Genomic DNA, 15,589 nt, shown 5'->3' on the forward strand with positions numbered 1-15,589 from the left:
TCAGGTTTGGGCGGATTCTGGCGGATCTTGCACCCGATTGGATGAACATGAGCGGCGTCAACGAGATCAGGTCGACCTTTCTGAACTTCTTTGCCAAGAACGGCCACGAGATCGTGCCGTCCTCGCCATTGGTGCCGCGCAACGACCCGACGTTGATGTTCACCAATGCCGGCATGGTGCAGTTCAAGAACGTCTTTACCGGCGTCGAGAAGCGCCCCTATCAGCGCGCCACCACCTCGCAGAAATGCGTGCGCGCCGGCGGCAAGCACAACGACCTCGACAATGTCGGCTACACCGCGCGCCATCTCACCTTCTTCGAGATGCTCGGCAACTTCTCGTTCGGCGACTACTTCAAGGAGCGCGCGATCGAGCTCGCCTGGAATCTGATCACCAGGGATTTCGGGTTGAAGAAGGACAAGCTGCTCGTCACCGTCTATCACACCGACGACGAGGCGGCCGGCCTGTGGAAGAAGATCGCGGGCTTCTCCGAGGACCGCATCATCCGCATCCCGACCTCGGACAATTTCTGGGCGATGGGCGATACCGGCCCGTGCGGCCCGTGCTCCGAGATCTTCATCGATCGCGGCGAGCACATCTGGGGTGGACCTCCGGGCAGCCCGGAAGAGGACGGCGACCGCTTCCTCGAATTCTGGAATCTGGTGTTCATGCAGTTCGAGCAGGTGACGAAGGAGGAGCGCCAGCCGTTGCCGCGCCCCTCGATCGACACCGGCATGGGGCTGGAGCGCATGGCCTGCATTCTCCAGGGTGTCGACAGCGTGTTCGAGACCGATCTCTTCCGTCAGCTGATCGATGCGACCGCGTCCGCGCTTGGCAGCGGACCGAATGAGCAGACCGTCGCCTCGTTCAGGGTCATCGCCGACCACCTCCGCTCCGCGGCCTTCCTCGTCTCCGACGGCGTGCTGCCCTCGAACGAGGGCCGCGGCTACGTGCTGCGCCGGATCATGCGCCGCGCGATGCGCCATGCGCAGCTTCTGGGCGCGAAAGAGCCGCTGATGCATCGCCTGGTCTGGGCGCTGGTGCGCGAGATGGGCCAGGCCTATCCGGAGCTGGTGCGCGCGGAAAGGCTGATCGAGGAAACGCTGCGGCTGGAAGAGACCCGCTTCCGCAAGACGCTGGCGCGCGGCCTTGCCATCCTCGACGAGAAAAGCGCGTCCTTGAAGAAGGGCGACATGTTCGATGGCGACGTCGCTTTCACGCTGTATGACACATATGGCTTCCCGCTGGATTTGACGCAGGACGCGCTGAAGTCGCGCGGCATCGGCGTCGACCAGGCGTCGTTCACCGACGCGATGGAGCGCCAGAAGGCCAAGGCGCGCGAGTCCTGGAAGGGTTCTGGCGAAGCTGCCTCCGAAGCGATCTGGTTCCCGCTGCGCGAGATGCTCGGCGCCACGGAATTTTTGGGCTACGAGACCGAGAGCGCCGAAGGCGTGGTGTCCGCGCTGGTGAAGGACGGCAAGGAAACCGACGGTCTCAAGGCCGGCGAGTCAGGTGCGATCGTGCTGAACCAGACACCGTTTTATGCGGAGTCCGGCGGCCAGGTCGGCGATACCGGCGTGATGGTCGGCGAGGGCGGAATCAAGTTCCGCGTCACCGACACGCAAAAGAAGCTCGGTGATCTCTTCGTGCATATCGGCACGGTGGAACAGGGCGAGCTGAAGGTCGGCACCGCGTTGCAGCTCGAAGTCGATCACGCTCGGCGGTCCTCGATCCGCGCCCATCACTCGGCGACGCATCTTCTCCACGAGGCGCTGCGCCAGGTGCTCGGCGATCACATCGCCCAGCGCGGCTCGCTGGTCGCGCCCGATCGCCTGCGCTTCGACTTCGTGCATCCCAAGCCGATCACGCCGGAGGAGCTCGCCCGCGTCGAGGACATCGCCAACGACGTGGTGCTGGAGAATGACGAGGTCACCACCCGCATCATGGGCGTGGATGAAGCGCGCGAAGCCGGCGCGCGTGCGCTGTTCGGCGAGAAATATGGCGACGAGGTCCGCGTCGTCTCGATGGGCAAGACCGCGCGCGAGCACGGTGCCAATGCACTCGGCTGGTCGGTCGAGCTCTGCGGTGGCACTCACGTCAAGCGCACCGGTGATATCGGCCTGATCACGCTGACGGGCGAGAGCGCGGTCGCCTCCGGCGTTCGCCGCATCGAGGCGCTGACCGGACGCCACGCGCGCAAGCACGCCAACGACACCATGGCGCTGGCGAAGACCGCGGCCGCCGAGCTGCGCACCTCGCTCGAGGACGTGCCGGCGCGCATCACCGCGCTGATGGACGAGCGCAAGAAGCTCGAGCGCGAATTGTCCGATGCCCGCAAGAAGCTCGCGATGGGCGGCGGTGCATCGTCCGGCAATGGCGCAGCCGCGGGCGTGCGCGAGGTCGGCGACGTCAAGCTGATGGCGCGCGCGGTCGAGGGCATCGAGATGAAGGATCTCAAGAGCCTTGCCGACGACGGCAAGAAGCAGATCGGCTCCGGCGTGGTCGCCATCGTCGGCGTCACCGAGGACGGCAAGGCCGGTGTCGTGGTTGGTGTCACCGCCGACCTCACCTCGCGCTTCAACGCCGTCAATTTGGTTCGCGTCGCCTCCGAAGCGCTCGGCGGCAAGGGTGGCGGCGGCCGGCCCGACATGGCGCAGGCCGGCGGGCCCGACGGCGCCAATGCGGCGGCGGCACTGTCGGCGATCGAAAAAGCCATGATCGGCGCGTAGATCGCCGTGCGCCTCGTTCCTCGAGGACGTGGCCTTCGCGATCCCAATCTGAGGGATCGCCTCTACGAGCTCCTGGAGCACGATCCGCTGGCCTATTCCGCCGGATCGCGCTTCATCCAGGTCATCATCTGCGTCATCGTGCTCGACGTCGTGGCGATGACGCTCGCCTCTGTGCCGGATCTGGACGTCCAATTCGACGCGCTGTTCACAGGCGTCGCCATTCTCGCCGTGATCGTGTTCGCGCTGGAATATGCGGCGCGGTTGTGGACGGTCGCGGGCCATACGCAGCGCAAGGCGTCGGCGCTTGCCGATCGGTTCTCCTACGTCTTCTCCGCGCTCGGCATCATCGATCTCATGGCGTTCCTCCCCGCGGCTGTTGTGCTGGCCACGGGGCGGCACGCGACGTTGGCGGAGCTCGGCGTGCTGCCGTTCTTCAAGCTGATCCGCTATTCGCCGGCGATGCGCTCGCTGCTCGCCGCCATCCATGCCGAACGGCGCGCGTTGATCGGATGCATCGTCATCCTGATCGGCGTGGTGCTCACCTTCGCCTCGCTCCTCTATGCCATCGAGCGCGAGGTGCAGCCGGAGAAGCTCGGCACCATCCCGCAGGCGATGTGGTGGGCGATCGTGACGCTCGGCACGGTCGGCTATGGCGACGTCGTTCCGGTGACGCCGCTCGGCAAGTTCGTCTCAGTCTTTGCCATCATCAGCGGCTTTGCCATGATCGCGTTGCCGGTCGCGATCATCTCCTCGGCCTTTGCGGAGGAGGTGAGGCGGCGCGATTTTGTCGTCACCTGGGGGATGCTGGCGCGGGTGCCGCTGTTCTCGCACCTGACCGCATCGGAGATCGCCGATATCATGCGGCTGCTGCGCGCCCGCACCATCGAGCAGGGCGAGATTTTGGTGCGGCGGGGCGATGCCGCCTCCTCAATGTATTTCATCACCGCCGGCGAGGTCGAGATCGAGCTGCCGAGCCAGCATGTGCGGCTTGCCGACGGCACCTTTTTCGGCGAGATCGCGCTTCTCCACAAGACCAAGCGCAGCGGCACGGTCACCGCCACGCGCAAGACGCGGCTCTTGTTGCTGGACGCCCAGGATTTTCACGCGCTGATCGAGCGCATGCCGACGCTCGCGGCCCATGTCCGCCAGACCGCAGAGGCCCGGCTCGGCGAGACCGGCGACCTTGCGGTCGCCGAGCTCGCGCAGGCGGAGAAGGAAAATGGTGGCTGAGCGGGCTGATCAGCCCCGGGGCGCTAGCTCTTGCGCAGGAAGATGTAATCCGCGGAGTAGGGCGCGCTTTTGAACTCGCCGGCCTTCTCGCAAGCACCCTCGAGCTTGCCGCCATGTGTGTTGATGCGCTGGACGGTGGTGACGGGCGTCAGAACGCCGCTGCCGCGGCGCGAGGCGACCTCGAGCTTCAGCCAGGGGATGTCGCCTGCGCTAGCACCCGGCGCGTTGCCGATGGCCTTGCCGACCACGGCGCTGCCGTCGGCATTCTCCCAATTGGGACCTGCATAGTGCCGGCCGACGGTCTTGCCCTCGGCGAGCAGCGTCGCGATCGGCTCGCGGAACGCCCAAGCGAGCTTACCGTCGGTGCCCGCCTTGCACTCATAGACCTGCGCGCCCTCGGCGTGGACGCTGAGCACGACGCTCTCACCGGGGGCGGTGATGGCCTCGGGCAGCGCCGACTCCGCCGCTGCGGCAGGTCCGATCATGGCTGAGAGTAGCAGGCAGGGGATGGCGAACTTGATGATGGACATGCGTGGCCTCCGCGCAATGGTGTCAAAATGAATGGGCCGCGCTTGGGCGCGGCCCATAATGATGTCTAACCCCGATCAGGCGAAAATCATGCGCAGGCGACTTAGGCCGCCAGCGCCTTCGTCAGGTTCTCGGCGACCTTGTCGAGGAAGCCGGTGGTGGAGAGCCAGCGCTGGTCGGCGCCGACGAGGAGCGCGAGATCCTTGGTCATGTAGCCGTCCTCGACGGTGTCGACGCAGACCTTCTCCAGCGTGGCCGCAAACTTCGCCAGTTCCGGATTGTTGTCGAGCTTGGCGCGGTGGGCGAGGCCACGGGTCCAGGCGAAGATCGACGCGATCGAGTTGGTCGAGGTCTCCTTGCCCTTCTGGTGCTCGCGGTAGTGGCGGGTCACGGTGCCGTGGGCGGCTTCGGCTTCCACCGTCTTGCCGTCGGGCGTGAGCAGGACCGAGGTCATCAGGCCGAGCGAGCCGTAGCCCTGCGCGACCGTGTCGGACTGCACGTCGCCGTCGTAGTTCTTACAGGCCCAGACATAGCCGCCGGACCACTTCAGCGCCGATGCCACCATGTCGTCGATCAGGCGGTGCTCGTAGGTCAGGCCCTTGGCGTCGAATTCTTTCTTGAATTCGCGGTCGAAGATGTCCTGGAAGATGTCCTTGAAGCGGCCGTCATAGACCTTCAGAATCGTGTTCTTGGTCGAGAGATAGACCGGGTAGTTGCGCATCAGGCCGTAGTTGAACGAGGCGCGGGCGAAGTCGATGATGGAGTCGTCGAGATTGTACATCTCCATGGCGACGCCGGCGCCGGGGGCCTTGAAGACCTCCTTCTCGATCACGGTGCCGTCCTCGCCGACGAACTTCAGCGACAGCGTGCCCTTGCCCGGGAACTTGATGTCGGTGGCGCGGTACTGGTCGCCATAGGCATGGCGGCCGATGATGATCGGCTTGGTCCAGCCGGGCACGAGGCGCGGCACGTTCTTGCAGATGATCGGCTCGCGGAAGATCACGCCGCCGAGGATGTTGCGGATGGTGCCGTTCGGCGACTTCCACATCTGCTTCAGGTTGAATTCCTTCACCCGGGCCTCGTCCGGGGTGATGGTGGCGCACTTCACGCCAACACCGACCTTCTTGATGGCTTCGGCGGCGTCGATGGTCACCTGATCGTTGGTCTGGTCGCGGTACTCCATCCCGAGGTCGAAATACAGGAGCTGGACATCGAGGAACGGGTTGATCAGCTTGTCCTTGATGTACTGCCAGATGATCCGGGTCATCTCGTCGCCATCGAGTTCGACGACGGGGTTGGACACCTTGATTTTTGCCATGATCGGGGAAGCCTCTTGGGAACGGCGCTTTCGGGGCGCCAGCGGGAATATCCGCCGCCTCTTAGCATCCGGAAGCGGCGCGCGAAAGCCAAGGGATTATGCACTTTTAGCCCATCCAGCATCCCCGACATGGGGGAGCCGCGGCGGCGCTGTGGCCAGCGGCGGCGCTCAAGTTTCGGGCGAGATTCAAAAGCCGAATCTAACCCCGTTATTTCGCTTGAGAATTCTGTCAGGACAGGCAAACGAGGGCGCAACCAGGCGGCCGGTCGGCCGCCGGCTTGAATCAATTCCTAAGGCGGCCTCTCCAAGGCCTTGAGAACCAGCGTGAAAGCAGAACGAGATGTCGGGGACTGACAAGAGCAAGGCGGGCCTCGCCCTCGACGGTCCCATCGTGATCCTGGTCGAGCCGCAGCTCGGCGAGAACATCGGCATGACGGCCCGCGCCATGGGCAACTTCGCACTGAGCCGCTTGCGCATCGTCAACCCGCGCGACGGCTGGCCCAACATCGCCGCCCAGCGCGCCGCAGCCGGTGCCGACCATATTCTGGAGCGGGTTGAGCTGTTCGATACCGTCGAGCAGGCGGTCTCCGACCTCGACATGTTGTTCGCCACCTCCGCCCGGGCCCATGATCAGGCCAAGCCGGTGGTCGGCCCGGAAGCGGCGACGAAAGAGATCGCCGGCCATATCGCCAGTGGCGGAAAGGCCGGCATCCTGTTTGGCCGCGAGCGGTGGGGGCTGACCAATGAGGAGGTCGCCCTCGCCAACCGGGTCATCACCTTCCCGGTTAATCCCGGCTTCGCCTCGCTGAACCTCGCGCAGGCCGTGCTGCTCGTCGGCTACGAATGGTTCAAGCGGGCGACATCCGGCGCGCTGCCGCATGGCATGCCCGAGCGTTCCGAGCGCGCCTCGCAGCACCAGATCCAGGCCTTTTTCGACAACCTCGTGCGCGAGCTCGACCGGGTCGAATTTTTGCGCCCGGCCGAGAAACGCGACACCATGCTGGTCAATTTGCGCAACATCTTCACCCGGATGGAGCCGACCAAGCAGGACATGCACACCTTGCACGGCGTGGTGATGGCGATCGCGGAAGGGCGCAAGGGCCCGGCCAAGGGTGGGGTGCTCGACGGCGAGCAGGCGACGCGGCTGCGCGCGCTGCTGGCCGAGCACGGCCAGGGCGGGGCGCCCGACAGCGGCTCCACCGTGCGCGGGCTCGCGCGCCTGCTTCGCCGCAACCCGACCGATGCCGAGCGCCTGCTCTGGCAGGCTCTGACCTGCGACCGCCGCTTCGCCGGCCAGTTCAAGCGCCAGACCCCGGTCGGCCGGCAGATCCCCGACTTCGTCTCGTTTCCGCACCGGCTCGCGATCGAGCTGGTCAACCCGAGCGAGAGCGAGACCATCGTCGCCGATCGCGCGGCGCGGCGGGCGTGGCTGGAGGCGCGGGATTATCGGGTGCTGGAGATTCGGGCGGCGGATGTGGAGCGGGATATCGAGCCGCAGCTTGCGGCGCTGCAGGCGATGATGTCGCAAAGCGCATAGGTTTCGTAGGGTAGGAAAAGCCACTTGTCCGCCGTAGCTCGAAGAGCGAAGGCGGAAGCGCGTGCCCACCAAGTCGCTCGACGAGGTTGAGACAGTGGTGGGCACGGCGCTCCGCGCCTTTGCCCACCCTGCAAAGATCACACGGCTTCTAGCTGTTCGGCCGCGCGTTTCTTCTTCCCCTTCGGCATCCCGAGCAGCGGGCTCGCCGCGAGCGCCGCTGTATCCGCCACGCCCGGATCGCGCGAGATCATCGCGGCGACGATTGCGCCGTCGATCAACAGCCCGAGCTGATGCGCGAGCACGGCTGGCTCGCTCGAGCCGAGCTCGCCGGCGAGCTTCTCGATATGGCCGAGCACGATCTTCTTGTGCTTCAGCGCGATGTTACGGAATTGCTTGGCGTCCTTGTCGTGCTCGCCGACGGCGTTGATGAAGGGGCAGCCGTAGAAGCGCTCCTCCGCGAACCAGCTCTTCAGCGCCGGAAAGATCCGCGTCAGCTTCGCCTGCGCGTCGCCGCCGCCCGCTTCCATGGCGCCGATGAACCATTCGCGCCACTGCTTGCCTTCGCTCTCCAGCACTGCATTGACGAGGTTGGTCTTGGAGCCGAACAATTTGTAGAGCGTGGTCTTCGCCGTGCCGGCTTCCTCGATGATCGCGTCGATGCCGGTGGCATTGATGCCGTTCTTGCAGAACAGATGCGTTGCGGCGCTCAGGAGGCGCCCGCGCGCGGATTCATCTTCGCCAGCGGCGGCGTGGGGCGAAGTCTTCTTCGATGACGTCTTTGCCATGAGTCCAAACTTACCCGCAGCCGCGCCGCATCAGCAAGCCGCATCTGTTCCGCGCCGAAAAGATTCGCAGGGGAAAGCTCATTTGCATCGCCTTTGAGCAGGAGGCGGCTGATCAATCCGCAGGCAGCGCCGGCTAAGCGGCTCCAATGCTTCGCGTTTTGTTTTTGGCCGTCTCTGGCACGCTCCGTGCAAGAAAACAGACCGTTCGGTACACTGCCGGTTTCCACGCCTCCCAGGGAGAAAACTGATGACTGCCGTCGTTCAAAAGACAGTGCTGACGGGTTGCCTCGCGCCCATCGACAAGAATGGCCTCGAGCAACTGATCGCCAACGGCAAGGCCAATCCGAAGATCATCAAGACCTTGAAGTGCAAGACGGTGGCGGAGGGCAAGTTCCGCCACGCCAACTACATCCGCAACCTGCCGCCCTACATCGTCGACGAGCCGCCGGGACTTCTGGGCGACGACACCGCGCCCAATCCGTCCGAGGCCTCGCTCGCCGCGCTCGGCTCCTGTCTCGCCGTCGGCCTGCACGCCAACGCCGTGCATCGCGGATGGATCGTCAACAAGCTCGAACTCGAGCTCGAGGGCGACCTCAACATCACCGCGGTCTGGGGCACCGGCGACACCTCGGACAAGCCGGTCGGCTTTACCGATGTGCGCGTCAAGGTCGACATGGAGTGCGAAGGCATCTCGCAGGACGAGGTCAGCGCGCTGGTGGCGCATGTGAAGAAATGGTCGCCGGTCGCCAACACCTTCACCCGTCCCGTCAATCTCGAGGTCGGCATCTGAGCTGACGGCAAGCAGGGCAAAGGTGCGGGAGAGGATCATGGGTTCACTGGCTTTATCGCGGGTCGAAGCTGTCGATCAGCCCGCGCCTTCGCTCGTCGACGAGGTCGCCAGGATCGCGCGCGAGGCACTCGCGCCGCTGGCGGCCGGTATAGATGCCGGCTCGGTCTACCCGGCCGAGGTGCTGCGCCAGTTTGGCAAGGTCGGCGCCTGGGGCAGTCACGTCCCGCAGGAAGGACCTGCCGATCTGCGCTGCGCCATCCAGTCGATGGCGGCGATCGGCGAAGTTTGCGGCGCCACCGCCTTCATGGCGTGGTGCCAGACCACGCTGGTCTGGTACGCAGCGAACTCGACCAACCTGCGGCTCGCGAAACGTTTTGGCGACGGGTTTTCGACCGGCCGGCTGCTTGGCGGCACCGGGCTCTCCAACCCGATGAAGAGCTTCTTCGGCATCGAGAAGCTGAAGCTGAAGGGCCGCAAGGTCGAGGGTGGCTACATCGTGCGCGGCGCGCTGCCCTGGGTCTCCAATCTCGGTCCCGATCACTACTTCGGCACGATCTTCGAGCGCGAGGACGAGCCTGGCCTCGTGATGTTCCTTGCCGACTGCGCAGACCCCGCAATCACGCTGACGCCCTGCAAGCCGTTCCTCGCCATGGACGGCACCGGCACTTATGGGGTGCAGTTCCGCGACGCCTTCGTGCCCGACGATCTGATCCTCGCCGATCCTGCCGGGCCCTTCGTGAATAAGATCCGTGCCGGCTTCATCCTGCTTCAGGCCGGCATGGCGCTCGGCGTGATCCGGGACTGCACCAACATCATGGACGAGGTCGCCGCGCCGCTCGGTCACGTCAACCGCTATCTGCCGCAGCAGCCGGAGAATTTTCGTGATCTTGCCGCGGAGCTCGAGGCCGAGACCATGGCGCTGGCGCGCGATCCCTACAATGCGGACGAGACCTATTGGCGCAAGGTGATCGCACTCCGGCTTCGCGCGGGCGAAGTCAGCGTCGCCGCTGCGCACGCCGCGATGCTGCATTGTGGCGCCCGCGGCTACCTGAAAAGCCACCGCGCGCAGCGACGGCTGCGCGAGGCCTATTTCGTCGCGATCGTCACGCCGGCCACCAAGCAGCTGCGCAAGATGCTCGCCGACGCCTGAGATTTACGAGTCCACCCAAGACCACCACCAACCTCAACGGAGAGGCCGCCAATGACGGACGTTCTGATCTCTGCCAGCGAACTTGCCGATCTCTTGAAGACCGAGCCGTGTGTCGTCATCGACACCCGCAACCCCGACGCCTATGGCGCCGGGCATCTCCCCAACGCCGTGAACGTGCACGACATCTTCACCTATCTCGCGACATCGACGCCGGAAGGCATCCACGAGCTGAAGACCAAATTCGCCGATGCGTTCGGGGCTGCCGGTCTCTCGGGCAAGGAAACCGCCGTGGTCTACGAGCAGTCGATGAATTCGGGCTTCGGCCAGTCCTGCCGTGGCTACTACCTGCTCACGATGCTCGGCTATCCCAAGGTGAAGGTGCTGCATGGCGGCTTCGACGCCTGGGCGGCCGCTGGCTTCCCCGTGACGAAGGACGTGCCGGCGCCCGCCAAGGCCTCGTTTGCGATCGTGCCTGAGGCCGGCGACATCCTGATCGATGCCAAGACCATGCTCGGCGCGGTCGGCAAGCCCGGCATCGCCATCCTCGACGTGCGCGACGTCGACGAGTGGATCGGCGACAGCTCATCGCCCTATGGCAAGGATTTTTGCCCGCGCAAGGGCCGCATCCCCGGCGCGGTGTGGCTGGAATGGTACCGCATGATGAAGCCGACCGCCGAGGGCCCGCGCTTCAAGTCCAAGGACGAGATTTTGGCGGAATGCGCCACCGTTGGCATCTCGCAGACGACGCCGGTCTATCTCTACTGCTTCAAGGGCGCGCGGGCCTCGAACACATTCCTGGCGCTGAAGAACGCAGGGGTGAAGGACGTGCGGATGTATTTCGGTTCCTGGAACGAGTGGTCGCGCGATCCGTCGCTGCCGATCGAGCAGGGCCTGCCGGTCGCTGCCCAGGTAACAGGCAAGGCGGCATAGAACCTGCATGTTTCTCGCCGCCCGGCTGCGCAAGGCGCGTAGCCGGGCGGCGATGGAATTTTGACCGACGCGGCGGCCAACGACGTTCGTCGCGCGGGCGTGACAAAGGGGCGCAGCAGCATGTCCACGTTCGACGATCCCTTCGACGCCGACCGCAGCCTTCGCGCAGCCTGCGTCTGTGGCCAGCATCGCTCCGCCGCGGAGCATGAGCAGTCGGCGCTGGCGCTGCGTTGCGAGCCGGCCGAGAGCGAGGACAAGCGTTACGAGGGCGTGGTGGCATCCGCCGTGATGCGCGCGATGTTTCCTCAAGACGCCGCGCGCCGGGCCTTCCTGAAATCGGTCGGTGCGTCGACGGCGCTTGTTGCGCTGTCGCAGTTTTTTCCGCTCAAGACCGCGACCGAAGTGTTTGCCGGAGCGAGCGCGCCGGAGAAGAAGGACCTCAAGGTCGGCTTCATCCCGATCACCTGCGCAACGCCGATCATCATGGCGGCTCCGCTCGGCTTCTATGCCAAGCACGGCCTCAATGTCGAAGTGGTGAAGACCGCCGGCTGGGCGGTGATCCGCGACAAGACCATCAACAAGGAATACGACGCCGCCCACATGCTGGCGCCGATGCCGATCGCGATCTCGCTGGGACTTGGCGCGAACGCGATCCCCTTCACCGTGCCCGCGATCGAGAACATCAACGGGCAGGGCATCGTGCTCGCGGTGAAGCACAAGGACAAGCGCGAGCCGAAGGATTGGAAGGGCCTGAAGTTCGCGATTCCCTTCGACTACTCCATGCACAATTACCTCTTGCGCTATTACCTCGCGGAGAACGGGCTCGATCCGGATACCGACGTGCAGTTGCGCTCGGTGCCGCCGCCGGAAATGGTCGCCAATCTCCGCGCCGACAACATCGACGGCTTCCTCGCGCCCGACAACATCTGCCAGCGCGCGATCTATGATGGCGTCGGCTTCATGCATCTCCTGTCGAAGGAGATCTGGGACGGCCATCCCTGCTGCAGCTTTGCCGCCAGTCGCGAGTTCATCACGACGGCGCCGAACAGCTTTGCGGCACTGACGCGGGCCATCGTCGATGCCACCGCGTATGCGTCCAAGGCGGAGAACCGCAAGCAGATCGCCGAAGCCATCGCGCCTGCCAACTACATCAATGCGCCTGTTACCGTGCTGGAACAAGTGCTGACCGGCACCTATGCCGATGGTCTCGGCGGTGTAAAGACGGACGAAAAACGCGTCGATTTCGATCCGTTCCCCTGGCAGTCCTTCGCGGTTTGGATGCTGACGCAGATGAAGCGCTGGGGCCAGATCAAGGGTGACGTCGACTACAAGGCCGTCGCCGAGCAGGTGTATCTGGCAACCGATACCAGGAAGCTGATGACCGAGATGGGCCTGACGCCGCCTTCGAGCGCGTACAAGTCGTTTGCGGTGATGGGCAAGACGTTCGATCCGGAGAAGCCGGACGATTACGTCGCGAGCTTCAAGATCAGGAAGCAGTCGTGAGGATGCTTCTTTCGCCAATGTCGTCCCGGCGAAGGCCGGGACCCATAACCCCAGGGAGAAGTTTGGCGAAGACTCGCATTTCGGTACTCCTACCGATCGCGATCGATAGATTCCGCGGTATGGGTCCCGGCCTTCGCCGGGACGACGTGTGGAGAGGTTTTGCAAGATGACCTCATCCCTCCGTCTTCGCGCAGGGCTCCTTTCTATCGCATTGCTAGCCGCCTTTCTCGGCATCTGGCATCTCGCCACGCGCTCGACCGCGACGGTCGCCGCGATGAATCCCGAATACGCCAAGCTGATGGGTTTGACCGCAACGCAGGGCAAGTCTGCGATGCCCGGTCCGCTCGATGTCGGCGCAAAGCTCTGGGAGCATTTGAGGCGGCCGTTCTACGACAACGGGCCCAACGACAAGGGTCTCGGCATCCAGCTCGGTTATTCGATCGCGCGTGTCGGCACCGGCTATCTGCTGGCCGTGCTGGTCGCTATCCCGCTCGGCTTCCTCATCGGCATGTCGCCGCTGCTCAGCAAAGCGCTGGATCCTTTCATCCAGGTGCTGAAGCCGATCTCGCCGCTCGCCTGGATGCCGCTGGCGCTCTACACCATCAAGGATTCCTCGATCTCGGCGATCTTCGTGATCTTCATCTGCTCGGTCTGGCCGATGCTGCTCAACACCGCCTTTGGCGTCGCGAGCGTGCGCAAGGAATGGATCAATGTCGCACGCACCCTCGAGGTTGGCACCATCAGGCGCGCCTTCACGGTGATCCTGCCGGCCGCCGCGCCGACGATCCTCACGGGCATGCGGATTTCCATCGGCATCGCCTGGCTCGTGATCGTCGCGGCCGAAATGCTCGTCGGCGGCACCGGCATCGGCTACTTCGTCTGGAACGAGTGGAACAATCTTTCGATCACCAATGTGATCATCGCGATCCTCCTGATCGGGCTCGTCGGCATGCTGCTCGACCAGATCCTCGCGCGCTTCACGCGCATGGTCACGTTTCCGGAGTGAACGGTGGTGACCGACAAATTCATCTCCATCGAGGGCATTGCTAAGCGCTATCCGGGCGCGGGCGGCGGCACGACGGCCGTGTTCGAGAATCTGTGGCTGTCGATGGCGCGCGGCGAGTTCGCCTGCGTGATCGGCCACTCCGGTTGCGGCAAGACCACGGTGCTCAACATCCTCGCCGGCCTCGACACGCCGAGTGCGGGCGCGGTGGTCGTCGACGGGCAGGCGATCGAAGGCACGAGCCTGGATCGCGCGGTGATCTTCCAGAGCCACGCGCTGTTGCCCTGGCGCACGGTGCTCGGCAACGTCGCCTATGCCGTAAGCTCGAAATGGCGCAAATGGGAGCGCGCCAGGGTGAGGGCGCATGCGCAGACCTTCATCGACCTCGTCGGCCTGACCGGCTCGGAGCACAAGCATCCCTCGGAACTGTCAGGCGGCATGAAGCAGCGCGTCGGCATCGCCCGCGCGTTGTCGATCACGCCGAAGATCATGCTGATGGACGAGCCGTTCTCGGCGCTGGACGCGCTGACGCGCGGCACGCTCCAGGACGAGGTGCGGCGCATCTGCCTCGAGACGGGGCAGACCGCGTTCATGATCACGCATGACGTGGATGAAGCGATCTACCTCGCCGACAAGATCTTCCTGATGACCAATGGCCCTGGCGCGGTACTTGCCGAGGTCGTCGAAAATCCACTGCCCAAGGACCGCGGCCGCTCGGACCTGCATCGCCATCCGCTCTACTACGCGCTGCGCAACCACATCATCGATTTCCTGGTCAGCCGCAGCAGGAGTTTTGCGACCGAGAAGCCCGATCACGATCCGCGCAAGGTGCCGCTCGTGCATGTCGGCAAGCCCGGATTGACGATCGCCTCCAGCGGCGACGAGCAACGACAGACGCGAATACCCCCAACAAATCCCGGCTTGACCGGCTGATTATTGACGCATGGTCTTTCGGAAAACCGTTCACACTTTTCCGGATCATGCTTTTGCAGAGGAGACCTGACATGAAGCGTTCCGATCTCACCGAAAAGCTGCTCGACATCAAGCGCGAGAAGGGCTGGAGCTGGAAATACATCTGCGACAAGATCGGCGGCTATTCGGAGGTGCTGATCGTCGGCGCGATCATGGGGCAAATGAAGCTGACCAAGCCGCAGGCCGCCAATGCCGGCGAGCTATTCGGGCTGTCGAAGGCCGAGGCGGCGATGCTCAACGAGGTGCCGATGCGCGGCACCGCCACGCCGATGCCGCCGACCGATCCGCTGATCTACCGCTTCTACGAGATGGTGATGGTCAACGGCCCGGCCTGGAAGGCGCTGATCGAGGAGGAGTTCGGCGACGGCATCATGTCGGCGATCGACTTCGACATGGCGATCGAGCGCGTTGCCAACCCCAAGGGCGACCGCGTCAAGATCACCATGAGCGGCAAATTCCTGCCGTACAAATATTACGGCGCCAGCGGCAACGTGCCGGACTACGGCTTCAAGGAGGAGTGACAAACCGTCATTCCGGGGCGATGCGCAGCATCGAACCCGGAATCTCGAGATTCCGGGATCGCGTCTTCGGCGCGCCCCGGAATGACGGCAATCGGGGCGCGGTCACGACAAGCGTTATTTCCCGGCCTTCACCTCGGCTGCGGCAACCGCGGCGAACTCGGTCATTTTGGCGCGAATCGCCTGCTCGGTGATCGCGACGCCCTTGGCGGTCAAATCGCCCAAAATCTTGCGCAGGACGTCACCGTCGCCGGCTTCCTCGAAATCGGCTGCGACAACCTCCTTGGCATAGGCCGTGGCCGCATCGCCCGCGATGCCGAGCTTCTCGGCGGCCCACAGGCCGAGCATCCGGTTGCGGCGGGCCTCGGCCTTGAATTTCTGCGCCTCGTCGAGGGCGAATTTCTTCTCGAAACCTTCCTCGCGCTTGTCGAACGTGGTCATGCTTCTCCGTCCCAATTTCCTGGCTGAATCCGGCCGTGACGCCGCGTTGCGGTGACCCCGGGCCATGCCTAGATAAGGGGCACGAATCGGCAGAACAACGAGCCGTTAAGCCGCAGGCAAGACGGTATAAGTTGGTCCCGGAAGAGCCGGATCGATTG

The 15,589-nt window shown here is 64.5% G+C and carries 14 protein-coding genes; 10 read left to right on the plus strand and 4 right to left on the minus strand.

What is annotated here, in order from left to right:
• The first annotated feature begins 47 nt into the window (after positions 1-47).
• Together alaS and QQL28_RS37465 are read left to right on the plus strand one after the other, a co-directional pair.
• Positions 48-2,726 (plus strand): alanine--tRNA ligase, encoded by a 2,679-nt coding sequence (gene alaS / locus QQL28_RS37460; RefSeq protein WP_284273795.1) that lies wholly within the window; start codon positions 48-50, stop codon positions 2,724-2,726.
• Between the two features lie 6 nt (positions 2,727-2,732).
• Positions 2,733-3,956: a cyclic nucleotide-gated ion channel gene (locus QQL28_RS37465; RefSeq protein WP_284273798.1), complete on the plus strand. Its 1,224-nt coding sequence runs from the start codon at positions 2,733-2,735 to the stop codon at positions 3,954-3,956.
• Between the two features lie 23 nt (positions 3,957-3,979).
• Here QQL28_RS37465 and QQL28_RS37470 read toward each other — a convergent pair whose 3' ends face one another.
• Together QQL28_RS37470 and QQL28_RS37475 are read right to left on the minus strand one after the other, a co-directional pair.
• Positions 3,980-4,486 (minus strand): DUF3455 domain-containing protein, encoded by a 507-nt coding sequence (locus tag QQL28_RS37470; RefSeq protein WP_284273799.1) that lies wholly within the window; start codon positions 4,484-4,486, stop codon positions 3,980-3,982.
• A gap of 101 nt (positions 4,487-4,587) precedes the next feature.
• Positions 4,588-5,802 (minus strand): NADP-dependent isocitrate dehydrogenase, encoded by a 1,215-nt coding sequence (locus QQL28_RS37475; RefSeq protein WP_284273800.1) that lies wholly within the window; start codon positions 5,800-5,802, stop codon positions 4,588-4,590.
• Between the two features lie 340 nt (positions 5,803-6,142).
• Between QQL28_RS37475 and QQL28_RS37480 the strand changes: the two genes are divergently transcribed.
• Positions 6,143-7,339, plus strand: a complete 1,197-nt coding sequence (locus tag QQL28_RS37480; RefSeq protein WP_284273801.1) for a TrmJ/YjtD family RNA methyltransferase — start codon at positions 6,143-6,145, stop codon at positions 7,337-7,339.
• 137 nt (positions 7,340-7,476) lie between these two features.
• Here the strand turns inward: QQL28_RS37480 and QQL28_RS37485 are convergent, their stop codons facing one another.
• Positions 7,477-8,124 (minus strand): TetR/AcrR family transcriptional regulator, encoded by a 648-nt coding sequence (locus QQL28_RS37485; protein WP_284273803.1) that lies wholly within the window; start codon positions 8,122-8,124, stop codon positions 7,477-7,479.
• A 247-nt stretch (positions 8,125-8,371) separates the two neighbouring features.
• Between QQL28_RS37485 and QQL28_RS37490 the strand changes: the two genes are divergently transcribed.
• The 7 genes from QQL28_RS37490 (at position 8,372) to cynS (ending at position 14,993) form a co-directional block, all read left to right on the plus strand.
• Positions 8,372-8,914, plus strand: coding sequence for an OsmC family protein (locus tag QQL28_RS37490; protein ID WP_284273805.1), 543 nt, complete (start codon positions 8,372-8,374; stop codon positions 8,912-8,914).
• Positions 8,915-8,951: 37 nt separating this feature from the next.
• A complete protein-coding gene (locus QQL28_RS37495) occupies positions 8,952-10,064 on the plus strand; it encodes an acyl-CoA dehydrogenase family protein (protein ID WP_284273807.1) in 1,113 nt (370 codons plus the stop codon).
• Positions 10,065-10,115: 51 nt separating this feature from the next.
• Entirely contained in the window at positions 10,116-10,994 is an 879-nt protein-coding gene (locus QQL28_RS37500) for a sulfurtransferase (RefSeq protein ID WP_284273809.1), read from the plus strand.
• Between the two features lie 120 nt (positions 10,995-11,114).
• On the plus strand, positions 11,115-12,497 hold the full coding sequence (locus QQL28_RS37505; protein WP_284273810.1) for a CmpA/NrtA family ABC transporter substrate-binding protein: 1,383 nt from the start codon (positions 11,115-11,117) through the stop codon (positions 12,495-12,497).
• A 166-nt stretch (positions 12,498-12,663) separates the two neighbouring features.
• The gene (ntrB, locus tag QQL28_RS37510; RefSeq protein ID WP_284273811.1) at positions 12,664-13,503 is read left to right on the plus strand and encodes a nitrate ABC transporter permease; all 840 of its coding nucleotides are present in this window, start codon (positions 12,664-12,666) and stop codon (positions 13,501-13,503) included.
• A gap of 6 nt (positions 13,504-13,509) precedes the next feature.
• Positions 13,510-14,433 (plus strand): ABC transporter ATP-binding protein, encoded by a 924-nt coding sequence (locus tag QQL28_RS37515; protein WP_284273812.1) that lies wholly within the window; start codon positions 13,510-13,512, stop codon positions 14,431-14,433.
• 71 nt (positions 14,434-14,504) lie between these two features.
• Entirely contained in the window at positions 14,505-14,993 is a 489-nt protein-coding gene (gene cynS / locus QQL28_RS37520; protein ID WP_284273813.1) for a cyanase, read from the plus strand.
• Positions 14,994-15,107: 114 nt separating this feature from the next.
• Here cynS and QQL28_RS37525 read toward each other — a convergent pair whose 3' ends face one another.
• A complete protein-coding gene (locus QQL28_RS37525; protein ID WP_284273814.1) occupies positions 15,108-15,431 on the minus strand; it encodes a DUF1476 domain-containing protein in 324 nt (107 codons plus the stop codon).
• Between the last annotated feature and the right edge of the window lie 158 nt (positions 15,432-15,589).

This window comes from Bradyrhizobium iriomotense (genome assembly GCF_030160715.1).
Lineage (GTDB): Bacteria > Pseudomonadota > Alphaproteobacteria > Rhizobiales > Xanthobacteraceae > Bradyrhizobium > Bradyrhizobium iriomotense.